The sequence below is a fragment of the Methylocaldum marinum genome, from assembly GCF_003584645.1.
GTDB classification, from domain to species: domain Bacteria; phylum Pseudomonadota; class Gammaproteobacteria; order Methylococcales; family Methylococcaceae; genus Methylocaldum; species Methylocaldum marinum.
Window position 1 is genome coordinate 1,579,912 of sequence record NZ_AP017928.1, and the last position, 24,069, is coordinate 1,603,980.

The 24,069-nt window shown below is 58.9% G+C and carries 21 protein-coding genes; 7 read left to right on the forward strand and 14 right to left on the reverse strand.

Annotated features, from left to right (window positions below; translation table 11 throughout):
- Nucleotides 1-104: 104 nt before the first annotated feature.
- Complete coding sequence (locus sS8_RS06825; RefSeq protein ID WP_170160979.1) at nt 105-1,130, reverse strand: alpha/beta fold hydrolase; 1,026 nt, start codon at nt 1,128-1,130, stop codon at nt 105-107.
- A gap of 141 nt (nt 1,131-1,271) precedes the next feature.
- Here sS8_RS06825 and sS8_RS06830 point away from each other — a divergent pair, with 141 nt between their 5' ends.
- Nucleotides 1,272-3,350: a thioredoxin domain-containing protein gene (locus sS8_RS06830; protein WP_119628987.1), complete on the forward strand. Its 2,079-nt coding sequence runs from the start codon at nt 1,272-1,274 to the stop codon at nt 3,348-3,350.
- Nucleotides 3,351-3,425: 75 nt separating this feature from the next.
- A complete protein-coding gene (locus tag sS8_RS06835; protein ID WP_119628988.1) occupies nt 3,426-4,643 on the forward strand; it encodes a phospholipase D-like domain-containing protein in 1,218 nt (405 codons plus the stop codon).
- 92 nt (nt 4,644-4,735) lie between these two features.
- Here sS8_RS06835 and phaC read toward each other — a convergent pair whose 3' ends face one another.
- Nucleotides 4,736-5,794, reverse strand: coding sequence for a class III poly(R)-hydroxyalkanoic acid synthase subunit PhaC (phaC, locus tag sS8_RS06840; RefSeq protein WP_119628989.1), 1,059 nt, complete (start codon nt 5,792-5,794; stop codon nt 4,736-4,738).
- 22 nt (nt 5,795-5,816) lie between these two features.
- The gene (gene phaE, locus sS8_RS06845; protein WP_119628990.1) at nt 5,817-7,094 is read right to left on the reverse strand and encodes a class III poly(R)-hydroxyalkanoic acid synthase subunit PhaE; all 1,278 of its coding nucleotides are present in this window, start codon (nt 7,092-7,094) and stop codon (nt 5,817-5,819) included.
- 398 nt (nt 7,095-7,492) lie between these two features.
- On the opposite strand from phaE, the gene sS8_RS06850 reads away from it, so the two are divergent.
- The 4 genes from sS8_RS06850 to phaR all read left to right on the forward strand — a co-directional run bounded on the left by sS8_RS06850 (nt 7,493) and on the right by phaR (nt 10,927).
- Complete coding sequence (locus tag sS8_RS06850) at nt 7,493-8,038, forward strand: phasin family protein (RefSeq protein WP_119628991.1); 546 nt, start codon at nt 7,493-7,495, stop codon at nt 8,036-8,038.
- A gap of 125 nt (nt 8,039-8,163) precedes the next feature.
- The gene (locus sS8_RS06855; protein WP_119628992.1) at nt 8,164-9,342 is read left to right on the forward strand and encodes an acetyl-CoA C-acetyltransferase; all 1,179 of its coding nucleotides are present in this window, start codon (nt 8,164-8,166) and stop codon (nt 9,340-9,342) included.
- A 262-nt stretch (nt 9,343-9,604) separates the two neighbouring features.
- Complete coding sequence (phbB, locus tag sS8_RS06860) at nt 9,605-10,351, forward strand: acetoacetyl-CoA reductase (protein ID WP_119628993.1); 747 nt, start codon at nt 9,605-9,607, stop codon at nt 10,349-10,351.
- 21 nt (nt 10,352-10,372) lie between these two features.
- Entirely contained in the window at nt 10,373-10,927 is a 555-nt protein-coding gene (gene phaR, locus sS8_RS06865; protein WP_119628994.1) for a polyhydroxyalkanoate synthesis repressor PhaR, read from the forward strand.
- 231 nt (nt 10,928-11,158) lie between these two features.
- On the opposite strand, the gene sS8_RS06870 is transcribed toward phaR, so the two are convergent.
- Complete coding sequence (locus sS8_RS06870; RefSeq protein ID WP_119628995.1) at nt 11,159-12,523, reverse strand: NAD-dependent succinate-semialdehyde dehydrogenase; 1,365 nt, start codon at nt 12,521-12,523, stop codon at nt 11,159-11,161.
- A 528-nt stretch (nt 12,524-13,051) separates the two neighbouring features.
- Between sS8_RS06870 and sS8_RS06875 the strand changes: the two genes are divergently transcribed.
- Nucleotides 13,052-14,017, forward strand: a complete 966-nt coding sequence (locus tag sS8_RS06875) for an IS110 family RNA-guided transposase (RefSeq protein ID WP_084161956.1) — start codon at nt 13,052-13,054, stop codon at nt 14,015-14,017.
- Nucleotides 14,018-14,306: 289 nt separating this feature from the next.
- Here sS8_RS06875 and sS8_RS06880 read toward each other — a convergent pair whose 3' ends face one another.
- The 10 genes from sS8_RS06880 to sS8_RS06925 all read right to left on the reverse strand — a co-directional run bounded on the left by sS8_RS06880 (nt 14,307) and on the right by sS8_RS06925 (nt 24,035).
- On the reverse strand, nt 14,307-15,434 hold the full coding sequence (locus sS8_RS06880) for a sodium ion-translocating decarboxylase subunit beta (protein ID WP_119628996.1): 1,128 nt from the start codon (nt 15,432-15,434) through the stop codon (nt 14,307-14,309).
- A gap of 8 nt (nt 15,435-15,442) precedes the next feature.
- Nucleotides 15,443-17,236 carry a sodium-extruding oxaloacetate decarboxylase subunit alpha gene (gene oadA, locus sS8_RS06885; protein WP_119628997.1) on the reverse strand — a complete coding sequence of 598 codons (1,794 nt, stop codon included), beginning with the start codon at nt 17,234-17,236 and terminating at the stop codon, nt 15,443-15,445.
- A gap of 34 nt (nt 17,237-17,270) precedes the next feature.
- Complete coding sequence (locus tag sS8_RS06890) at nt 17,271-17,525, reverse strand: OadG family protein (RefSeq protein ID WP_119628998.1); 255 nt, start codon at nt 17,523-17,525, stop codon at nt 17,271-17,273.
- Nucleotides 17,526-18,116: 591 nt separating this feature from the next.
- Nucleotides 18,117-18,650: an SRPBCC family protein gene (locus sS8_RS06895; RefSeq protein WP_119628999.1), complete on the reverse strand. Its 534-nt coding sequence runs from the start codon at nt 18,648-18,650 to the stop codon at nt 18,117-18,119.
- Between the two features lie 77 nt (nt 18,651-18,727).
- Complete coding sequence (locus sS8_RS06900) at nt 18,728-19,681, reverse strand: VWA domain-containing protein (protein WP_119629000.1); 954 nt, start codon at nt 19,679-19,681, stop codon at nt 18,728-18,730.
- Entirely contained in the window at nt 19,678-20,244 is a 567-nt protein-coding gene (locus tag sS8_RS06905) for an MxaK protein (RefSeq protein ID WP_119629001.1), read from the reverse strand. Before sS8_RS06905 ends, sS8_RS06900 begins: the two co-directional genes overlap by 4 nt.
- On the reverse strand, nt 20,241-21,221 hold the full coding sequence (locus sS8_RS06910; protein WP_119629002.1) for a vWA domain-containing protein: 981 nt from the start codon (nt 21,219-21,221) through the stop codon (nt 20,241-20,243). The genes sS8_RS06905 and sS8_RS06910 overlap by 4 nt, the downstream gene beginning before the upstream one ends.
- A complete protein-coding gene (locus sS8_RS06915) occupies nt 21,218-22,165 on the reverse strand; it encodes a nonribosomal peptide synthetase MxaA (RefSeq protein ID WP_119629003.1) in 948 nt (315 codons plus the stop codon). The genes sS8_RS06910 and sS8_RS06915 overlap by 4 nt, the downstream gene beginning before the upstream one ends.
- A complete protein-coding gene (locus tag sS8_RS06920; protein WP_232020546.1) occupies nt 22,162-23,019 on the reverse strand; it encodes a DUF58 domain-containing protein in 858 nt (285 codons plus the stop codon). Before sS8_RS06920 ends, sS8_RS06915 begins: the two co-directional genes overlap by 4 nt.
- Nucleotides 23,016-24,035, reverse strand: a complete 1,020-nt coding sequence (locus sS8_RS06925) for an AAA family ATPase (RefSeq protein ID WP_119629004.1) — start codon at nt 24,033-24,035, stop codon at nt 23,016-23,018. The genes sS8_RS06920 and sS8_RS06925 overlap by 4 nt, the downstream gene beginning before the upstream one ends.
- Nucleotides 24,036-24,069: the final 34 nt, after the last annotated feature.

Here is a 24,069-nt window from a genome sequence, read left to right on the forward strand (position 1 = left end):
ACACAGACGGTTGATCGAGCCTTTATGTCGGCAAGGGATTGCCGACCTACATCTCGGCCTTCGTTATGCCGGATCGGCAAATGTTTCGGTTTCTCGATTCGGAATCAAAGCCCGGCGGCCGTCTGCAGCTCGATCCCGGGAGTTTCCGTCATGCTGTCCACGGCCTGCCAGAACAGGCTCAGAATGGCATCGCTTTCCATCATGATTTCGTGGCGCGCTCCGTACAGTTGCTGCAATCGGCCTTTCGGCAACCGGCGCGCAAAGCGTTTTGCCGCCTCGGCATCGACGATTCTGTCGTCGTCACCGATCAGTATCGTCACCGGTGTATTGATGGATTCCGCGACTCCCCGCGCATTCAGCTTGGCTATCGACGTGAACGCCGACCGCACCCAGCGATAAGTGGCGCCGCGGCGTTCCAGCTTCGGATTGGACTTGACGAGCTCCGGCAAGATCCGAAAGCGCACCGGATCGCTGGTCAAGGCATTGCCCTCGAACCGGCGCAGCGAAGGAAGATTTGCCTGCTCGCCCGGAATCTCGCGGTCGGCAAACCCCATGCCGGCGGCGGTACCGACCAGAATCGGGGCGAACCAGCGCGGCCAGCCTTTGGTTTTCAGATCGATCATGGGCGCGCAAAGCACGGCCCCATCGACTTTCAAGCGCCGCTCCGCCATGAATCGCAAGGCAACGTGCCCGCCCGTGGAGTGGGCAATGACATATGCCTTCGCGCCCGGAGAACACCAGACTTCCCGGATGAACAAGGCGATGTCTTCCAGATAATCGTCGAAGGACTTCACGTCGACTTTTTTGCGGCCCTTGGAGAAGCGCTCGGAAAGCCCTTGCCCGTGCCAGTCGAAGGAATATACGTAAAGCCCCCTGGCGGTAAGGCCTTCGACGATTTCCCGGTATTTCTCCAGGCACTCGGCGCGCCCCTGGAGCAGCAGCACCGATCCCCGTTTCGCTCCGTCCGCGGGACGGGCGATACCGTAACGGATGGTCGCGCCTTCGGCCGTCCGCAAATTTCCGACGAAATCGAACGGCGTGGGCAACGGGCCGGCGGGTATCTTTCGCTTGACCGGGTGGGCAACAAACAGGGGTGCTTTTCCGGATGAACGAATTGTTGTCGTAGCCACGATGATTCTTCCGCTGATCAGATGTCAAACAAGTGTTAATGTAACAAGCCGGCCGCAGGCTCAGCCGAGCAGGCGGCGAGAAGCTTTCCCGTTCATTGACATTAAACCGCCGTAACCCGGCGCCGGAGTAGGTGCAGTCTCATGGACTCCATTCACAGAAACCGTCTGAGTTCCGAAACCAGTCCCTATTTATTGCAACATGCCGACAATCCGGTCGACTGGTACCCTTGGGGCGAAGAAGCGCTCGAAAAAGCCCGCAAGGAAGACAAACCGATCTTGCTGTCCATCGGATACTCGGCCTGCCACTGGTGCCACGTCATGGCTCACGAATCGTTCGAGGATGAAGCCACCGCGGCGGTGATGAACGAGCAGTTCGTCAACATCAAGGTGGACCGCGAAGAACGGCCGGATCTGGACAAGATCTATCAGCTGGCGCATCAAATCATCACCCGCCGTCCCGGCGGCTGGCCGCTGACCATGTTCCTCAATCCGCACAATCAGTTACCGTTCTTCGGCGGCACCTATTTCCCGAATACCGCCCGTTATCAACTGCCGGCATTCCGTACCCTGCTGGAACAGATCGCCGAATACTATCGTCGTCGCCGACAAGATCTCAATGAACACGGCAAGAGTTTTGCCGATATCCTGCAATCCATTAGACAAGGAGAAGAGGCGGAAGCTCCGGACGCAAGCGTCCTGATCCGGGCAAAGCGCGAGCTGGAGTCGAATTTCGACACCGTCAACGGTGGATTCGGCGGCGCGCCGAAGTTTCCTCAGGTGTCCAATCTCGAATTTCTTCTGCACTTATGGCTTCAGAATCCGCACGAACATGCCTCGGGGCTACGGATACTGACTACGACGCTCGCCAAAATGGCGGAAGGCGGGATCTACGATCACCTCGGCGGCGGGTTCGCCCGTTATTCCGTGGACGCCGCCTGGCAGATTCCCCATTTCGAGAAGATGCTTTACGACAATGCCGTGCTACTGTCGCTCTATGCCGAAGCCTGGCAATCGACCCGAGCGCCCATGTTCGCGAAGGTCGTCGAAGAAACCGCGGAATGGGTGATACGGGAAATGCAATCGCCGGAAGGCGGCTTTTACTCGAGTCTGGATGCGGATTCCGAAGGCGAGGAAGGCAAGTATTACGTGTGGGACCGGGAAGAAATCAGAGAGCTGCTCCCGCCCGATGAATATGCCGTGGCGGAACTCCATTACGGCCTGGATCAGGCACCTAATTTCGAGGGACAGTGGCATTTGCACGTGGAAACGTCCTTGCCGGAGGTCGCGGGCGTTCTGGGCATCGAGCCGGCGGAAGCCGAGCGTAGGCTGGCAGCGGCGCGCTCCGCCCTGTTCCAGGCCCGCGAAAACCGCGTCAGGCCGGGACGCGACGACAAAGTGCTGACGGCATGGAACGGCCTGATGATCAAGGGTTTGGCCGCCGCCGGCCGCTTGCTGGAATGCAAGGCTTGGATCGACGCGGCAGAGCGGGCCTTCGAGTTTCTGCGCCGGGAGCTTTGTGTCGATGAGGACCGGCTGCTGGCAACCTATAAGGATGGCAGAGCCCATTTGAACGGGTATCTGGACGATTATGCGTTTCTGCTCGACGCCGGCCTGGAACTGTTGCAGTGCGAGTGGCGGACGGACCGCCTGAATTGGCTTTTGAAACTGGCCGACCAGCTACTGTCGCGCTTCGAAGATCGCGAACGAGGCGGGTTCTTCTTCACCTCCGACGATCACGAAGAACTGATCCAACGCCCCAAAGCACTGATGGACGAATCCATGCCTTCGGGCAACGGCGTGGCCGCGCTGGCCCTGCTCCGGCTCGGACATCTGGTGGGCGATTACCGCTATACCGAGGCCGCGGAACGTACGCTGCAAGCCGCGACGCCGTCGGTGCGCCAATATCCCCATGCCCACGGCGCCCTGCTGAGCGCGATGCTGGAATCGCTGCATCCGCCGCAATTCGTCGTGCTGAGAGGACAGCCCGAAGTGCTCCGGGCCTGGACAGCCGCGGCGCGGGATGCGCAGGCTTCAGGCACTCGACGCCTGGTGTTCGCTATTTCCGCCGAGGAACCATCCCTGCCCGGAATTTTGGCCGAGCGCCGGGTGGAACCGGGGGAAGTCGCTTATGTGTGCGAAGGTATGAGCTGCCTCGCACCCATCCTGTCTTTGCAGGACTTCCGTGACTTTCTGCAAACGCCTGCCGAAACGACGCCGTAGAGCAAACCGCTATGCCGAAATGGCTCAAGTTTATGGCAGAAGCTTGCGGGAGCCGCGTAAATCGGTCTTCATCACGTGAACGAAGCCAAATCTAGTCTCCGCGCCGATGCCTCGATCAGCAAGCCAAAAAAGGCGGCATCATCGCCTGTAAATCAGCCGGAAACCGTATCGGCATCGCCGCTTGAAGAACGGCTTTATGTTCGCGGGGACGAATTTTTCATCGATATGGTGCGCGACATCAACGCCGCTGTCAGGGAGGTTCGGCTCGAAACGTATATTTTCGAACTGGACTCGGTCGGACGCGCATTCATCGCGGCTTTGAGCCACGCGCATCAAAGAGGCGTCAGGGTGCACCTCCTGGTGGACGGAGTCGGACTGCCGCTGGTTGGAGGACGGCTGCTCGCGGCTCTGGAAGAGGCCGGGTTTCCGTTCCGGATATTCCATCCGATTCCGTGGTTCTTCCGCCATTGGCGGCACATGGCGGGAGGCCGGGCGGTGCCGCCGCGATTTTTGCAATTGTTGCTGCGGCTCAACAACCGCAACCATCGAAAGGTATCCACGATCGATCGAAGGATCGCCTGGATCGGCAGTTTCAACGTCTCCGCATTGCATCTGCCGGCCGCGCATGGCGGAGAAGAGTGGCGGGACACCGCGGTACGCGTCGAAAACATCGATACTCTGGCGCTGGTGAATGCGTTCCGGCGCGCCTGGAATCCGTGGCGCTGGCGTCCTCTCGGACACTCGGCACCGCTGCGATCGCCGTTCCGCCTGAACAACACCCGGCGCCAACGCCGCGGGCGCATGAGAGATCTGTTGCGGCGGATCGGCCGGAGCAAGCAGCGAATCTGGATCACCAACGCCTACTTCGTCCCGGACGAACGTCTTCTGCAAGAACTCAACCGTGCCGCGCGACGGGGCGTCGACGTTCGTATCATTCTGCCCTCGATTTCCGATGTCTTCTTCATGCCATGGACCTCGGCGACGTTCTACGGAAACCTGCTGGAACATGGGGTAAAAATTTACGAGTACCAGCCTGGCGTTCTGCACGCCAAGACCATCATCATCGACGATTGGATGACGGTGGGTTCGAGCAACATGAACTCGCGGAGTCTACGGCACGATCTGGAAGTCGACTACGTACTGAGCCAAACCGATACCAAGGCCGCCTTGGCATCCGCTTTCCTGAGGGATTTGAAGCACTCCACGGAGATTTCGTCCTCGGCTTACCCGAATCGCCCCTTGTGGCAGCGGGTTCTGGCTCACTTGATTCTTTTCGCGAAGTATTGGATTTGAGGAGCTTCCGTACCCGAACCGAGAAGCCGGAGCTTCTCGAGCGGGTTCCCGAACCGGAGTTCGGGAACCCGCTCGTGCGGCGTGAATACGCTTTAATCCTTCGATCGTGCCTTGAGCCACTCCGCGATCGTGGGCGGGATATCCTTCTGCGAACGGCTGCTGACATAAATTCCGATGTGTCCGCCCTTGAAAACGATCGTCGAGTAGTCCTTCGTGCCGACGTATTTCTCCAGGGGAATCGAAGCCGAAGGCGGTACCAGATGATCCTCGGTGGCATAGATGTTCAGCACCGGCATCTTGACCTGCTTGAGATCGATAGCCCGCCCGCCGATTGTCAGGTTTCCTTTGATCAATCGGTTTTCCTGATAGAAATACTTGATGAACTGGCGGAACAGTTCCCCGGGCTGATCCGGGCTGTCGAAAATCCATTTTTCCATGCGCAGGAAATTCTTGAGCCTGTCCTCATTCTCCAGGATATCGGCCATGTCCACGTATTTCTGCCCGGTCAGACGGAACGGCTTCAAGGACAGAAAGCTCCAGTTGAGCAGTTCCCCCGGGATATTTCCCAGCGTATCGACCATGAGATCCACGTCGAGATCGCGATACCACTGGCCCAGCGTGTTGTCCGGCGTTTGAAAATCGACCGGGGTGACCATGGTGATCAGATTACGCACCCGTTCGGGGTGCTGGGCGGTGTAGCACAAGCTCAGGGTGCCGCCCTGACAGATTCCGAGCACGTTGATGCTGGGCAGTTCGTGATGCTTGCACACGAAATCGACGCAGCGGCGAATGTAACGGTTGACATAGTCCTCGAGGTCCAGGAACCGGTCGGCGCCGTCCGGATAGCCCCAGTCGATCAGGTAAACGTCGATGCCATGGTCGAGCAGTCCGCGAATGATCGAACGGTCTTCCTGGAGGTCCGTCATGTAAGGACGATTTACCAGAGCATAGACGATCAGCAGCGGAACGGTGGAGACTTGTTCCACGCGCGGCCGATATCGGTAAAGAACGAGTTTGTCTTCGCGGTAGACCGGGTCCTTGGCACTCGCTTCCACGTCGACCTGTCCGATCTTGCTCAGCGTCGCCATGCCGTTGGCGAGGCGGCGGTTGAATTCGAAAAGTTCTTGGGTGATCTGTTCCGGCCGCAGCATCTATCGTTCGCTCCTCGATAAGTCAGGTGGATGTCTTCGCCTTGGTCTTGCGCGCCGCTCCGGACGGCTCGGTCTTCTGAGCCGGGGCTTGGCCGCGCAAAGCCTCCAGCTCGCGCTGCAGCACGGAAACCTCGGCTTTGAGTTCCATGATGGCCGATTCGTCGAGGGTCTGCTCCAGCTGCCAGACCCGCCGTTGCAACTGGTGGACGCGACGATGGCTGGTATCCAGTTCGCGCCGGGTCGGCATATTGAAAGCGCTCAGGAGTTCCTCGACCATCTTCTGCTCCTGCCGTTTTACGGCAAAGACCGAGTTGGTCAGGCGCGATTGAGCCTGGGTGAATTCGTCCGAAGTCGAAAGGTCGTTGTAAGCCTGCTCGCTGCAATCGATCCACAAGTTATAGAGCGCGCGCAGACTTTCGAACGTCTCGCCCTTTTTCGCCTTTTCGTAGACCCCGTCGGCAAACAGATCGATGGCTTTCGCGGTCGTCCCGGAAAGGGCGAGAACATAGGCCTGAAGAGCCTGAAAATGATCCAGCCACAACAGTCCCCAGCGCTGCAGTTCTTCCTGCCACTCGCGGGTGTAGCCGATGGTCGGCATCGACAGCAGGCCGATCATGCCCTGATGCAGGGTTTCCGGGCCGTAGGGCGAGCCGAAGCCGCGCACGGCCTTTTCCATGTCGCCCGGCATGATCGAGAATGCAGAGCAAACGCGACGCCAGTTATCCAGGGGCATGCCCCAGAAGGTCGCGAACCCGGACCAGGGATCCTTGGTGGTCCGAAGCTGCTCCCCGAATTGCTCTTGCATCTGCCGAATGCCGCGCGTGAGCGCATCCCATTGCGCCTCGGTGCCTTGAACGGCCCCGAAGCCGGAGAAAAGTATTCGCCACAGGCCCTCCCCCATGCGGAAGTAGGCTTTGTTGGCATCCAGCAGCCTAGCGATCGATTCGCGGGACTGGCCCGGAATCAAGGGCATCCAAAAGGTGGTCCAAAGATCGAACAGGCGTGACCACGGTTCGGTAGAGGTTTTCTCGGCAGCCGCCCCGGACGGTGCTCCGAAAGTTTGCCGTGACATATCGAGCCAAAGTTCCCAGTTTTTCCGCTGCCCGGCGATCCAGAATTCGACCCAGTCCGACGGACCGGCCGCGCCTTCCGGTTTTTCCGCACCGGCCGCCTCCAGGGTGGATTGGGTTTCTTGGATCATCTTGCGGGAAAGATCGGACCACGAATCCCAGTACTTGCGCTGAGCGTCCAGCCAGAACCGAGCCCAGACGTCAACGGGGGAAGATGATTTGTCAGTCATGCGCGTCTCTCTTGGTCGGGATCGATACGGCACGACGCCGTGTCGGTACTATAGCAGAATAATGCTGCGACGCAGCATCCATGAACCGGAGACAAGCCCCGGCAATCCTCAAGACGAGGCCGTGATCGAAGCGTTCCGTTTTCGATACGGATAGCGGACATCAGGTTTGTCGTTCAGCAACACGACCAATAAACGAACATAATCCCTCAGTTCATCCGACTGCTATTCCTAAGCTACAGTTCCCGAACCCGGTTTTGATACTTTTTACCCGTTAAGACGCCTGCTGGCTGTAAGTATTTCGGCCTATTGATCGCGACGCCCGGCTCCGGTATGGTGCAGTGCACCACAAATGCTGCCGGATGTCCGTGTGTATCGAAGTTCTATAGAAGGAGACTGTGATGAACACTCGTCAAATGTGTGACCAATGGTTCGAGATAAACCGTGCGGTGATGGATCCGTTCATGCGTTGGAACGAAATCGCCCTTCAAACGGCCGAAAGAATGGCGGGCGGTCGGCAAATCTACGAGCAGTGGTTCGAAATGCACCGGATGGCGATCGATCCGCTGATGCGCTGGAATGAAATCGCATTGAGCGCCGCCGAGAAAGTTGCCAAATGCAATCTGGTCATGGCCCAGGACTATCTGGAGATGGGAACGCGCCAGACGCAATTGAACTGCGAAACGCGCGATCCGGACAAATGGAAGGACGAAGAACGGAAAATAGTTTCCGAATTCGGTCAGAAGATCGCGGATCACGCCGGAGATTACCTGCGAGTAGTCAAAGATACCCAGGAGGCGTTAAACGAATGGGCGAATCAGACGGCGAAAGAAAGCGCGGAGCGAGCAGCGCGAGTGGCGGAACGGACCACGGCTCGGGCCACCGAGGCAGCGAAGGCTGCGGCCGGTGAAGCGCAACCGGCACAGCGAGGAGCGCAGAAAGGATGAATGACGGTTCGGATTGAGCAAAGCGCCATCTGACCGTAAGGCGATGGGCCGGTGGTCCGCTCGAAGACACCGGCCCTTTTCCTATTTCAGCTCTCAAGAATCAAGTCTCAACAAGAGGTCAATCCATGCAAGAAGTGGTAATCGTAGGCGCCGTGCGTACGGCGATCGGCAAATTCGGCGGGGCCCTGACCACTATTCCGGCCGTACATCTCGGAGCCAAGCTCATTTTGGATCTGCTCGCCAAGACCGGCCTGGAGCCTCAGCAGATCGACGAGGTCATCATGGGGCAAGTCTTGACCGCCGGCACCGGCCAGAATTCGGCCCGGCAGACGGCGATCAAGGCCAATCTTCCGGTCGAAGTATCGGCCACCACGATCAACAAAGTATGCGGAAGCGGACTCAAGGCGATACAGCTGGCCGTCCAGTCCATCCAGTGCGGCGAATCCGAGATCGTGATCGCCGGCGGGCAGGAGAACATGAGTGCGGCGCCTCATCTGCTGCCAAATTCGCGCACGGGAAACCGCATGGGCGACTGGACTCTTATCGACAGCATGATCGTCGACGGCCTCTGGGATGCTTTCCACGACTGCCACATGGGTTGTACCGCGGAAAATATCGTCGACCGATACGGCATCTCCCGGGAGGAGCAGGATGCTTTCTCGGCCGCTTCGCAGCAAAAGACGGAGGCCGCTCAAAAAGCCGGAAAATTCCGGGACGAGATCGTTCCGATCGAAATTCCGCAGCCCAAGGGGCCGGCGATCGTGTTCGATACCGACGAATTTCCGCGTCCGGGCACCACCGAGGAATCTCTGGCGAAACTGAAGCCCGCCTTTAGTCCGAACGGCACCGTGACCCCCGGCAATTCGTCCGGCATCAACGACGGGGCTGCCGCAGTACTGGTGATGTCGTCTCACATGGCCGAGCGTTACGGTTTGAAGCCCCTGGCCCGTATCGCGGCTTTCGGAACCGCGGGGGTCGAGCCGGCCGTCATGGGGACCGGCCCGATCGCGGCGACGCGCCGTTGTCTCAACCGGGCCGGATGGACCATAGACGATCCGGACCTGATCGAGGCGAACGAAGCCTTCGCCGCTCAGGCGATCGCGGTCAATCGCGAGTTGGGCTGGAATACCGACAGGGTCAACGTCAACGGTGGAGCCATAGCGCTCGGGCACCCGATAGGTGCCTCCGGCGCCCGCATTCTGGTCACTCTGCTGCACGAAATGGGCCGCCGCGACGTGCACAAGGGCCTCGCCACGCTTTGCATCGGCGGGGGCCAGGGCATTGCCGTCGCCGTCGAGCGGTAGACGAATTCCGGAGGTCCATGCGCGGATTCGGCTCTTACAGGATTTCCAAAACGGGAGAAACCGGACCCGAGTTTGCTGCTTGCCGTAAACGCCGACGCCGGCTCCGGCCAACGAGCTTCGAAATGAGGTCGGCAACTCCTGCCGACACACTGGCCGGAAAAGGATTCCCGATCTAGCGAAGCCGGAAGCCGGAATCAGCGTCGGCATTTCCACAACTCATCTATCCCGCCCAATCTCAAACTTCAGCACGGAGGAATTTCTCATGAATGGACGAGTGGCCGTCGTAACCGGGGGAACCGGAACCATCGGCACCGAGATCTGCAAACATCTATCGACCATGCCCAGCCACGTGATTGCTCTATGCCGTCCGCGGGCGGTAGACTGTCGCACCGCGGAATGGATGTCGGCGCGCAAGAGCGAAGACTACGACATGGAAGCCATGGAATGCGATGTCACCGATTTCGGGCACACCACTGCGGTGTTCGAGGAGATCACGCGCAAATACGGCCGGGTGGACATACTGGTCAATGCCGCCGGGATAACCAGCGACGCAACCTTGCGCAAGATGACGCTCGATCAGTGGCAGTCGGTGCTCCGCACCAACCTGGACGGCGTATTCAACACCACGCGCTGCATCATCGAGGGAATGCTGGACAGAGGCTTCGGACGCGTGATCAACATTTCCTCGGTAAACGGGCAGAAGGGACAGTTCGGCCAAGCCAACTATGCCGCCAGCAAGGCCGGAATTCACGGATTCACGATGTCGGTTGCCCGCGAAGTCGCAAGAAAGGGAGTTACCGTAAACACGGTGTCGCCGGGTTATATCGAATCGCCGATGATCATGAGCGTTCCCGAAGACCATCGCGCCAAGATCCTCGCCGAGATTCCGGTCGGGCGATTTGGCCAGCCTTCTGAAGTCGCGCGCTTGATAAGCTTCCTGGCGGCGGATGAATCCGGATTCATCACGGGAGCCGACATCTCGATCAACGGCGGCCAACACATGGGTTAGGCCGCATTGCAACCCCGGAACATGAACAACGCGAACAACGAACGCATCATCAAGAAATATCCCAATCGGCGCCTTTACGATACGGCGATCAGCAAGTACGTCACGTTCGAGGATATCCGGGGTCTCGTGAAAGCCGCTATCAAGTTCCGGGTGATGGATGCCAAGACCGACGAGGACATCACCCGGAGCGTTCTCCTGCAGTTGATTCTGGAAGAAGAAGAAAAAGGCCAGCCGATCTTCACCACCGAAATACTGGAACAAATCATCCGGACTTACGGCAACGCGATGCAGGGCTTCATGACAGCCTATCTCAAGGAAAGCATGGATGTCTTTCTGAAGCAGCAGAAGCTCGTGCAGGCGCAGATGGCGAATCTGATCAAGACCGCGCCCCTGTCCGTGCTCACGGAGTTGACCCGGCACAACCTCAAGCTCTGGCAGACGATGCAGAACGGTTTTTTTTCGGCCTACGGGCTGGATAGAATGAGCGGGACCGGCGATGTGGAAACTGACGAAAACAAACGCCCTCTCCCGGAGGGAGAGACAACCGAAGCCGATAAAGCCGGTAGGTCGGAATAGTGTGTAGGCTAGACTTATTCCATTCGGTATTCAGGTGAACATTCATCGGATGGGTAGAGCGAAGCGCAACCCACCGAGTCAAGGTTGCTCGGTGGGTTACGGCCTTGCGGCCTAACCCACCCTACAAAAATGAATTTTTAGGGAAGGAGATATGGCATTACGCAGGGGTCCAAGCTCCCGCTTGGGAACCCATGTCGAGAAACGCCGGCTTCTCGACAGCCCGGTCCGCCGTCAGCCTATCCAGATACTCTTGATATTGGTGAACTCCCGCAATCCGTGGATACTCAGTTCCCGCCCGTATCCCGAATCCTTCACGCCGCCGAAAGGCATTCGCGGATCGCTTTTCACCATGCCGTTGACGAAAGCGGCACCGCATTGAAGTCGCCGGGCGAAATCTTCGCCTTTCGCCGAATCGCGTGTCCACACCGATGCCCCGAGACCGTAGCGATGTTCATTGGCCAGTGCCAGCGCTTCCTGTTCGTCTCTTGCGCGAACCATGACGGCAACCGGACCGAACAGTTCTTCCTGGTAGGCCGGCATGCCGCGCTGTACTCGGTCCAGGATGGAAGGCCGGTAAAAATAACCGGGCCCTGCCATCGGTTCGCAACCCGCGAGCGGAACCGCACCCTGGCGCATGGATTCGGCGACCGTATGATGGAGTCCGTCGCGGAGATCGCTCTTCGCCATAGGCCCGAGCCGGGTCTCTTCCCGTGAAGGATCGCCGACCGAGAGTACCTCGACCTGCCGCTTGAACAGCGCCAGGAATTCATCCGCAATCGCATCGACGAGAATGAACCGCTTGGCCGCGATGCAGCTTTGGCCGCAATTTTGGAAGCGCGCGGTTACCGCGGCGGTTGCGGCGAGTTCCAGATCCGCATCGGCAAGCACTACGAAGGGGTCCGATCCGCCAAGTTCGAGAACCGTCTTCTTGAGACTTTTTCCGGCCAGGGCCGCTATCCGTCGTCCCGCCTGCTCCCCTCCGGTCAGACTGAGGGCGTGGACGCGCGGATCTTGGATGAGCTTTTCGCTTTGTGCGTGCGAAATTCTTAGCCATTGAAACACGCCGGGCGGGAATCCCGATTGCTGAAAAATCTTCTCGATCGCTTCGGCGCACTGCGGTACGTTCGAAGCATGCTTGAGCAAGGCGCAGTTACCCGCCGCCACTACCGGCACAGCGAATCGGAATACCTGCCAGTAAGGAAAATTCCAGGGCATGATGCCCAAGACCGTTCCAATCGGCTGAAACGCCACGTAACTGCGGCTCGCATCGGTCTCGACCAGTTCGTCCCGCAAAAAGCGTTCGGTGTTTTGAGAGAAAAATTCGGCCGCCCATGCGCATTTTTCGATTTCCGCGCGCGACTCGCGAATCGGTTTTCCCATTTCCAGGGTGATTTTTGCTGCATGAAAGTCCGAATTTTCGCGTAGCGTGCGGACAAGGTTTGACAGCAGTTCGCAACGCGCCTCGATCGGGGTCGATTGCCAGGCGGACGAAACCTCAGCGCTCAGTCCCAATGCCTGTTCCAGGTCGCTGTCGGTCCACGCCGGATAATGTTTGATCGTCTCTCCGGTTGCCGGGTTGATGCTGGTGAAGTCCATTCGTTGTCCTGCTGCGGGTGGTCGAGAGCCTAGCCTCAGATTAAGGGTTCCAAAGCGTTTTCATTTCGCTCATACGGCATAACGGGCCTAGCCGAAGTCGTTGGCACCTTCGGCCAGGGTAAACCGACTCAAGCATTCGTAGGTCGGTAATCCTTTGCCGACGAAGCCGTTGGCCGGGCCGCGACGTCGGAAAAGGATTTCCGACCTATGGGCGGCATGGTCGTAGGTTGGCAATCCTTTGCCGACGAAGACGCTCGGTCAGGGCATGGCGTCGGGAAAGGATTCCCGACCTTGTATTATGAATTCCGTGTGGTTCGGAAGGGGTTGGAGAAGACTCCCGACCGGTCACCACAGGCCTGGAGGGCGCTCCAGGTTTGAGCGACTGGATGCCGTTCCCGCCCTTGGGACACCAAGCCCGTTGCGTAGATCGATGCAGCAGTCGCTCACCCTCATCGAGCGATCGAACAGTATCTTCGGCCCGGCTTGCCGGCAGCCCGCATTCACAAGGTAGATCATTTGAGGTTCATGATGCCCACGTTTTATCTCGGAATTGACGTCGCCAAAGCCAAACTGGACTGCGCGTTACGCCTCCCCAACGGGAAGTTCCGAACCAAAGTCATCGCCAACTCCCAAGACGGGTTCGCCACCCTCGTCACTTGGCTCACCGGCCCAGAGGCACGGAATGTTCACGTGTGCATGGAAGCCACTGGGGTGTATTGGGAAGACGTCGCCCAGTGCTTGGCTACCCAAGGGTTCACTGTCAGCGTCATCAACCCCGCCCAAATCAAAGCCTATGCCGCTTCCCGCTTAACCCGGACCAAAACCGATGCCGTCGATGCGCGCCTCATCGCCGAATTTTGCGCCGAGCGCCATCCGCCTCCCTGGCAGGCGAGAAGCGAAGCCGAAATCGCCTTGCGCGCGCTCGTGTTGCGTCTGGATGCGTTGCAAGCCCTGCGGACCCAGGAAAGTAACCGCCTGGAGGTCGCCCGGGACGCGGTGCGCACCAACATTCAAGAACACCTGAATTGGCTCGATCAGCAGATCAAGAGCCTGATCAAAACCATCAATGAGCACATCGACTCTAACCCCGATCTGAAGGGGAAGCGCGAATTACTCGAGAGCATCCCCGGTATCGGGGAACGCACCATCGCCATTCTGCTCGCCTTCTATGCCGAGCCCAGCCGCTTCGCCAATAGCCGACAAGCCGTCGCCTTCGCCGGGCTCGACCCGCGCCGGCAGGAGTCCGGAACGAGCGTGAAAACCAAGCCGCGGCTGTCCAAGGTCGGCCATGCCTTCTTGCGCAAAGCCCTCTACATGCCAGCCATGGTGATCCTGTATAAGACCGCTTGGGGCCAGCCCTTCAAGAACCGGCTCGCGCTCTCGGGCAAGCCCGCCAAGCTCATCATCGGTGCCATGATGCGCAAGCTCCTCCAGGTCGCTTTCGGCGTCCTCAAGTCCGGAAAACCCTTCGATCCAGCACTCCATGGCACTTGACCCGGATAACAGTATCTACGGGGTGGCACGGTTGTAGGTCGGCAATCCTTTGCCGACGAACCCGTTGGCCGGGCCGCGATGTCGGAAAAGGATTTCCGACCTACTCGCGAGTTCCCATAGGGCAGAACTGAAAATGCTCCGGGATGCTCAAGCCATCTCCCAATTCCACTCGATATTGGACCCGCGGAAGACGCGAGAGTTATCGTGAACGGAGGAGAAACGGTCAGCGGTGCGTATCCTACAAGAGCTGAGTCTACGCAGACTCCGCACCGCGCAGCTTCAGTCTAGTCTATTGGACCAGCGCCAAGAGAACGCCGGCCGCAACAGCCGAGCCGATGACCCCCGCGACGTTCGGCCCCATGGCATGCATGAGCAGGAAGTTGTAAGGATTGCTCTCCTGGCCAACCTTGTTGGCAACCCGAGCAGACATCGGTACCGCGGAAACGCCGGCCGCGCCGATCAGGGGATTGACTTTATTTTCGCTGAACTTGTTCATCAGCTTCGCCATGAGCACGCCCGAAGCCGTGCCGAAGCTGAACGCGATTGCCCCAAGTACCAGAATGCCCAAGGTCTCCGGGCGCAAGAACTGGGCTGCACTGAGTTTCGACCCGACCGAAAGCCCCAAAAAGATGGTGACGATATTAATCAGCTCGTTCTGGGCCGTTTTGCTCAAGCGCTCGACGACGCCACACTCGCGCATCAAATTGCCGAGGCAGAACATGCCGATCAGAGGCGCCGCTGAAGGCAACAAAACCGCAGTGAGGATCAACAGGACCACCGGGAAAACGATCTTTTCCTTGCGGCTGACGATTCGAAGCTGCGCCATCTCGATCAAGCGTTCTTCGGACGTAGTCAAGGCGCGCATGATCGGGGGCTGAATCAGCGGCACCAAGGCCATGTAGGAATAAGCCGCTACCGCGATCGCACCCAGCAGTTCCGGCGCGAGCTTGGAAGCCACGTAAATCGCTGTTGGACCGTCCGCCCCGCCGATGATCGCGATGGCCGCGGCGTCCTTGAAGGTAAAGCTGAGCCCCGGAATCAGGTTCAGCGCCAGTGCTCCGAACAAGGTACCGAAGATTCCGAATTGCGCCGCCGCGCCCAAAAGCAAGGTCTTGGGATTTGCGAGCATCGGGCCGAAATCGGTCATCGCTCCGACACCCATGAAGATCAGCAGAGGGAAGATGCCGGTCTTGATGCCGTAGTAAAGATAGGACAGCAGCCCGCCCTCCTCGGCGATCCCGGCTACCGGAATATTGCTCAACACCGCGCCGAACCCGATGGGGAGCAGGAGCAACGGCTCGAAGCCCTTGCGGACGGCCAGGAATATCAGGAGAAAGCCGACGCCCATCATGAGCACTTGGCCAATCTGGAAATTGGATAATCCCGTGCTCTGCCATAACTGGATGAAACCCTGCATCGGCTACCTCAGCGTAGGGTCAGCAAGACATCGTTGGCGGCGACAGTATCGCCGACCTTGACCGCGATGTTCGCCACCGTTCCTGCCGTGCGTGTACGAACCTCGGTTTCCATCTTCATGGCCTCCATCACCACGACGACCTGGCTCTCCGCCACGGTCTGGCCTTCACCGACATTGATCCGCAGTATGTGCCCGGCCATGGGCGCCTTTATGGCTTCTCCGGCGCCGGCGCGAACCGCCGGCTGCGAAGCCGGACCCGCGACCGGCTGCACCGAGGTGACCGCGCCGCCCGGAGCGACTTCGACATGGTAGGGCCTGCCGTTGACGGTCACCGTGTAGGCCCTGACGCCATCCGAAGACTCCGCCATCGCCTTGCCTTCGGTTTTCGCCGCTTCGGCCTTCCGAGCCTCTTCGGTTCCGGGTGCCGGTTCAAACGCCGAGGGATTGCCGCGATTTTGAAGAAAACGCCAGCCGATTTGTGGAAACAGTGCGTAGGTCAAAACATCGTCTACTTCGTTTTCCGCCAACTGCACCTTGTTTTCGGAAGCCATCTTCTTGAGTTCCGTGGCCAGCTTCTCCATCTCGGGTGCCAACATGTCCGCCGGCCGGCAGGTGATCGGCTCGGAACCTTCGAGTACCCGCTGTTGCAACTCCCGGTCGACCGGAGCGGGAGTCGCCCCGTATTCGCCCTTGAGAACGCCCGCGGTTTCCTTGGCAATGGTCTTGTAACGCTCGCCCGACAGCACGTTGATCACGGCCTGGGTTCCCACGATTTGCGAGGTTGGTGTGACCAGCGGGATAAAGCCCAAATCTTCCCGCACCCGCGGAATTTCTTCGAGAACTTCGTCGAAACGACCCAAAGCACCCTGCTCTTTCAACTGGCTTTCCATGTTGGTCAACATGCCGCCGGGAACTTGCGCCACCAGGATGCGGCTGTCGACGCCCTTCAGGCTGCCTTCGAACTTGGCGTATTTCTTCCGCACTTCGCGGAAGTAGCCGGCAATTTCCTCCAGGAGCCTGAGATCCAGACCGGTATCGCGCTTATGTCCCTGGTAGGTCGCCACGACGGCTTCGGTCGGGCTGTGGCCATAGGTCATGCTCATGGAGGAAATCGCGGTATCCACGTTATCTATGCCGGCTTCCACCGCTTTGACGATAGTCGCGGTGCTGAGCCCGGTAGTGGCGTGGCATTGCATGTGGATCGGAACGGTTACGGCTTTCTTCAGCTTCTTGATCAGTTCCTCGGCGACATAGGGCTTTAGAAGGCCGGCCATATCCTTGATGCAAATCGAGTGCGCGCCCATGTCTTCCAGGCGTTTCGCCAGATCGACCCACATCGGAATCGTGTGCACGGGACTCACGGTATAAGAAATCGTTCCTTGAGCATGCTTGCCCGCGTTGATGGTGGCCTTGATCGCTCGTTCGAAATTGCGTAAATCGTTCAAGGCGTCGAAGATCCGGAACACGTCCACGCCGTTCTCCGCGGCCCGCTCGACGAACTTGTCCACCACGTCGTCCGCGTAATGGCGGTAACCGAGCAAATTCTGTCCCCGCAGCAACATCTGCAGGCGCGTTCGAGGAAGCGCTTTCTTGAGCGCACGCAATCGCTCCCACGGGTCTTCGCCCAAATAACGTATGCAGGCGTCGAATGTCGCTCCCCCCCAACTCTCGAGCGACCAAAAACCGACTTGGTCGAGCTTGTCGCAAATCGGCAGCATGTCCTCGAGCCGAAAACGGGTGGCCAATAGGGACTGGTGTGCGTCACGCAGAACGACGTCGGTTATGCCTAAGGGGTTAGCCATGGAACAAACTCCTAAGTTCTTCTCTATGGTTGTGTTATTGATTCTGGTACCGGTGAATTGCCGCCGTGATGACGGCGATGATTTCGGATTGATCCGATTCGACATCCGGAGCCGGGACGGAAGAGCCCGGAGCATGTTCCGGTTCCGGCTCGGGTACGTAGCGATTGATCAGTTTCGATGTGATTCCGATTGTCCAGACCAGCAACACTAAAAAGAGATACACGATCGTCATGCCGATCAGCATCAGCTTAAAACCGGAAAGCAGCAATTCGGCTAATGAATATTCCATGTCTAGAAAAAGCGTTGAGCAAACGGACGAATAATAATGTGCAAACCGGCGAAAGTCGAACTGGATTGTCACGGACCCGTAGCATCGCCTCGAGCCTCGAAGCTGTTGCCGGGACAGGAAATTTCAGTCTTGCGGATAAAATTGAACCGGCTTCGGCGCGCCCGCCATCCGGCTGAGAACGGCCATGGAAACCATGGAGTACGATACAAGAAAAGTCGCTTAGGGCGACGAGCTTTTCGAAGTCACCGCATCGGCCTAAGCGATGTTCGCGATGCTCTTTATCGAAGATTTCCCAAGGAGCTACACTAAAGAGACGGGTGGAAAGCTTTCGCGTGGGCCCAACTGGGCATCACGAAAGCATGCTCCGGGTTCGATGCGCGGGTCCTTACTCTCGGATTGCTCGCCATCCACCAACGCGGGTGTGCGAGAAGCTGCGACTCAGCTGTGTTCGGCAGATGATCGCCGACCAGGCCTCGATCAGCCCCATCGGGAGCCCGGGGATCCTACCCTGACATCTGCGTTTCGCATACCTCTCCGACGCTTCTCACACGTTTTCTAAAAGCTAAAGCCAGCGCTGACTGCCCGTAAATCTCACTCGCCGGATTCGGCGATACGCTTGAGGTTCTGCAAACCGGTGTTGAAGAATGCCTGCATGGCTTGGACGGCCGCTTCGTCGTTCAGTTCGTCGGGCGGAAAATTGCTGGTATCCCCGCGGTACAATCGGCTTTTCCATTCGACCTTGGTGCCCTGTTCCGCCGGCGTCAGCTTCAGCACAGCGGAATAGGAACTCGCCGGCATCGCCTTTACGTTGAAGTCCTTCAGCCGGTAATCGTATTCGTAGGCTCCGGCATCGTAGAAATCGAGTTCCTCAACCAGGCTCTCGCCGTTCGGGAAAGTCAGGGTGCGCTTTTCACCGGGTTTGTTGCCGCCTTCGCTTTCGCTTTTTGCAATCGCCGGATTCCACTGGCCAAGGGCCCCGAAATCCTTGATCCTCTCCCAGACTTTTTCTATAGGCAGATTGATCTCCACGGATTCAACCACCTTCTGTGGGGTCGGGCCGTGGGCGGAAACCCCGGCGGAAAAGGCTAAACCGAGCGTCAACAAGGCAGGAACAATTTGTTTCATGGAATACACAACTCCTCGGGTTGATAACAAAAATCGGAGGCGCGGGCTTCGGCCGGCCGTGCGAATAGTGCCATCCATCACCGCAACCGGAACGGAAGTACACCGTAAAGCACCATCAGCGCCGCCAGAGCGAGGCCCGCGGGTAACCAGCGCATATCGGCCGGAACCGTTTCGAAACGCGCAAATTCCGGCCCTGTAAGGTCCGCGCTCAATTCCTCCGCTGTCTCCAGGCGGCGGTATACGAGTCCGGATTCGTCGGCCAACTGGCGAAGATAGTCTTCCTTCAGTGAAGACAGATGCTCGGTTCCGATCACTTGTTCGCTGCCGAACGGCGCGTTGCGCTCGTGATAGCCCGGAATTTCCGAAGGCGGCTTGGGCGGCAGGCCGAAAGTGGAACGGTGAGGTACGTCATCTTCTGAATAGAAGCCTACGACTTCCCCACGTTCGTTGAATTTCGGAATCGGCGCGAGACTCAGACCGCCGGTGCCGATGAGCAGACCTTTGAGTTTGCCCTTGTTGAGAGCGCTGAAGTCACGCTTGTAGCGGGGATTGAGCGGTGGAGCTTCGTGGCCGTCGGTAATGAAGATCAGGTTCACGCCGTAGCTCTGGAACTGGGTCAGCGCGTCGTACAGTCCTTCGGCAATGCGGCTGTCAGCCCCCCAAGCCATGCGCCAGTCGATTTGTTCGATGGCGGTATCGACGACTTCGAACCCGCTGCAAACTTCGATCGGTTCGAACAAGAGGAAGGATTTCCGCTCGGTAAACAGCCCCAGCCCCAGCCTCGAACCACAAGGCAGATCCCGCAAAGCCGATCGTAAAGCCGACTTGACCGTTTCCAGACGGCTCGTCGGCCGTCCCTTGATTCGGTAATCGGCAACGTTCATGCTACGGGTGATGTCGACGATCACGATGTGGTCGTAGACCGGGCGCGATAGTTCCAGAGTCGGATGAAACAGTGCCGTCGCCACACTCAGCAAGGCCAGCACAAGACAGACGAAGCGCGGGTCGCGCAGGGAGACCGACGGTTTCAAGGCAGGCCCCTCGGAAAGCCGGGCACAGTGGTCCACAAGGCCCCTTCTTCCTCCTCCGCTTCCTCCTCTCCGCCATCGCGGTGAATTCGGTCCATTTCCGGCAAAAGCCGCATCGCAACTTCCAGGTTGTACTTACTGTCCCAATGGTTCGGGTCCAGGCGCAGCGCTTTCTTGTAGGCGTCCTTGGCCAATTCCACCAGCGGCAGCGCACGGTTGATTTCGTTCTTTTCCACATGAGTCAGAGCGCGGCGCAGGTGCAGGTTGCCGAGATCGTACAGCGCCGTTACCCGAAACTGGACGCCGCCCTGTTCGACCAGGTAGCCGTAGGCATCCAAGGCCTCGTCATGACGCTCCCTGGCGGCGAGAAAGACCGCCCGGGCCAGCCTGACTTCCAGCGGCGCTCGCGCCAAAGCCTCAGCTGAAATGTCGGTGCCGCTCAGCAAAGTTCCAACCTGCTCGCCGGCGAGCCCGATTCGCTGGAGTTCCAGCCATTGAATCGTGCCCACAAACAACGATATTACGAGGGCCGACAGCGCGACCTTCAGGTTCAGGCTTGTACTCATGTTTCCGCTTCCGAGAGTTTGACGCCGACCAATAGCAAGAGAGCCAGGCACGCCGCGCCATAACAGAACGGCGCCAAATCCAGGCGGGGGATGCGGGTCTGATAGTGGATCGGCAAGCTTTCGATACGGTCGATATCGGCGATGGCCTCACCCAGGGCAGCCGGATTTTCAGCCTCGTAGGCTTTGTAGGGAATTTCGAGGCTGCTGAAGAACAGATGTAGATAACGTTCCGGTCGCACACTCGCGTTGTCGTCGCGTGGATCTTCCGGTACTTCGAAAATTCCAGGACTGCCGAGGCTGCGCAGAAAAATCCAATACAGACGAATTTGGTGCTCCTTGAACAGCTTGCGGAGCTTCTGCTCGCTGTCAGGATCGACGACAGCCGCACCGTCGGACACCAGAACCACGATGCGCGATCCCGTGAGCGCCTGGTCGGTGAAATAGGACAGCGCCAGCAGCAGGCCCTTGCCGATATGGGTCTGCGCCAGGGCCGGCAGGCGCAGGGCGCGCACCGCGGCGAGCACCGCTTCGCGGTTGTCGGTCAGGGGCAGCACGAACAAGGGACCGGTGCTATACGCCGCCACGCCGGTTCGATCGTTTTTTCGCTCACGAACGAATTGGGCGAGCAAGCGCTCCGCCGCCGCCGACTTGGCTTCTTCGGCGCCGGACGGGGCGCGGCCCGCAAAACTGTGGTCCATGCTTTGGCTGCGATCCAGGAGCAGCACGATGTGGGCGCCCTTTCCGACCCGTTCGACCGTATATTCCTCCCGGTGCAGACCGGCGAGACCCAAAACCAGGCCGGCTATGGCGACAACACCCATCAGCCTGATCAGCCCGGTCCAGATCCGCGACTGCATATCGGCCGGCAACAGGGCGTTCCACGCAGCGTCGAATCCCGTCACCGGCGAACGGACCAGGGGCAGCAACGCTAGGCCGAGAAACGGCAGCATCCAGGCATAATCGAATCCCAGATTCATCGAAGGTTCCGTTCGATGTCGTAACAGTCCCGGCATAGACGGAACAGCCTCGACATCGGAAATCCCGTTTCCTTGGGCTCTTGACCGAAAAAGAATTCATAAGAACTGACGAAGAACGCCTTAATCTCGGCACGCATCGGTTCGTACGCCGGCCGCTCGAGAAAGAACTCGTCGAGCTGTTCCGAAAACAGCGGCTGCCCATATACGCCGTTGAAGGCGTGATGGATCGCGGCATAGGCGGCGGAGTAATCCGCCCCTTCGCCGGCACGGCTCAATGCCCGGACGGTGCGGCAGGCGGCTCCGAAATGCCGGCCTCTCCTGCGCCAAGGAAGATAGCCGTGAAGGTAAGCTAGGTACAATCCGGCGCCGAACCCGACCACCCCGGCCGCTGCCAGGCCCCGGATCGGTCCGCTCCGTCCCGGCAACTGGGGCGGAGCGTCGGGCCGCATCGGTTCGAGTCCCTCCTCTCGAAGCACCGAGAGCTCGCGTATCGGCGCCATCGTGAAACGCCAGGCCGGCACGTCCAGATGAAACGACCCTTCGGCACTTTCACTATCCTTGGGAACTCCGGACTGCCCGACACTGTTGAAAACCAGCTTGAAGGCAGGTATGGCCAGGTTCTTGACCTCCAGGGGCGCATAAAAACTTTGATAGGCCAGTTCGATGCGATAACGGCGCAAACCGTCGCTCTCCGATTCCACGACGTTCGCCTCCCGAAGCTCGAGCCAGCGGTTGATTCGGCTCCGGGGTAAGGAGTTTCGGTCGAGGACCGCCTCCCGATCGACGGAAATGATCAGCGTTTCCCGTATGACGTCGCCAATGGTGTATCCAAAGGGACGCGGAGTTAAAACCTGAAAATCCTTGATCGGGCCGAGCGAATCCGGGACTTCCGCTATCGCAGCCCCGGAAATTGCCAAAAGAAAAGCGAGATGGATCCTTCTCATAAGGCACGCTGGAAATACCGAGTGACATCGTCGGCCCTAAAGCCTTCCTCCAGAAACAAGGGCTCCCGACCATGGCTAAGAAACAGATGTACCAAGCGCTGCCTGCGATCGCGATAGGATTCTTCAAGCCGTTCCCGAAGCTTGGGCCGCAACAGCAGCAAACGTTCCGACCCGTCCTCCAAGTCGCGCATACGGCGAAACCCCAGCGCCGCGCCACCGCTCATTTCCTTCGCGTCCCAAAATACCAGGGGAACCACGTCATGGCGGCCCAATGAAACCAGAGTGCGCTTGATCAGGGTCAAAGGCATGTGGAAGTCCGAGACCAGGAAGACCAGGGCACGCGATGTGGGCAGGAATCTCGCCACCTCCGACAGAGCGCGGGCGTTGGTTCCTCTGGGGCGGAAGCGGCGCAGACGATTCACGAGGTTCAAAGCCATGGCCGGGTGCCGGCATACCGGCAACGAAAATTCGGCATGGATCTTTTCCGAGCAGCCGATAATGCCGAATGCATCGCCGGTGCGATAAGCGGATAACGCCAGGGAACCGAGAAAATCCGCCAGCATAGTCATCTTACTGCTGTCGCCGCGAAATTCCATCGATGCAGACAAGTCCACCGCGGCAAACACCTTGATCGCACTGCGTTGCTCGTAGATCCGCACGGCGTAGCCGCCGAACGGATCAAGCATGCTCGCGCGAAGGTCGATCCGACGCGGATCGGGATGTTGCAGTAACGGCGCGAGCCCGTGGAAACGCTCACCAGCGCCCGAGCGCCGGCTAGGATGAAAGCCGGGGCGGACAGCATCCGAGCGCCACCGCACCCGGTAATGGAATTCCTCCGTATGCTTGGAAATCACGGCGCGGCAATCGAATGGAGAATCTTGTCCACCAGTCCTGGCACCAACTCGTCACGCCGATACTCGTAGGCAGGCTTCAGAAATACCCGATGTGCCATGGCCGGGTAAAATACGCCTTGCACGTCCTCGGGGATCACCCGGTTCCGCCCTTTCAACCAGGCGTGAACGCGGGCGGCGCGAATGAGATAGCTCATGCCGCGGGGGCTGGCGCCGGCCTGGATCAATTCCGACATGTCGGCGTCGGCTACGGAAATACCGAACCGCTCCGGCTCATGGCTGGCCCGCCATAAGTTGCGGGTGTAGGCACGTAGCGTGGGACTCGCCTCGATGCTTGTCTGGATCGCCGCCGCGATGGCGTCGAGCTCGCGAAACGGCAGCACGGCCTCGCCCACCGCACCGAGCAGCGTGTCGACGTCGTGAAAACGCGGGTCGAAGGTCAGCTGATCCAAGATGTCATCATCGCTCGGATAGTCCATCGCGATTTCCAATAGGAACCGGTCGCGAGCGGCGGCGGGAAGCTCGAAAGTTTCTTCCTTTTCCACCCGGTTGCGATCGGCGAACACCTGAAGATAAGGAAAGCGGGACTCGCGATTGAATGCGGTGACGCTACGCTCCGCCATGATGCGCAGCAGAAGTGAGTGAACCTGGGGACGCGCCCGGTTGATCTCGTTGAAGAAAAATGTCGAAAGCCGTTCACCGTGCTTCAGCACGGGCCCGGGGTCCACCCGAGGTCTGCCGTTCTCGTCCAGATACGTGTAATAGATCAAATCGGCCGGCATCAGGTCGATGGTGCCCTCGATCCTTTCATATTCGCCCCCGACAGCTCGCGATACGGCTCTGAGCAGGGTGGTTTTCCCGACGCCGACATTGCCTTCCAACAGCACGTGCCCCCTGGAAAACACGGCGATGGTCATTAACCGGATCGCGCGCGGCTGGCCGACGATGGCTTTTTCGATTTCCGACTCGAAGCGAAAGGCTTTTTCACGCCAATCGGCCAGTTGTTGTTCTGAATGCATAGAATTTGGCTTGAGACCGGAGAATAGAGAAGTA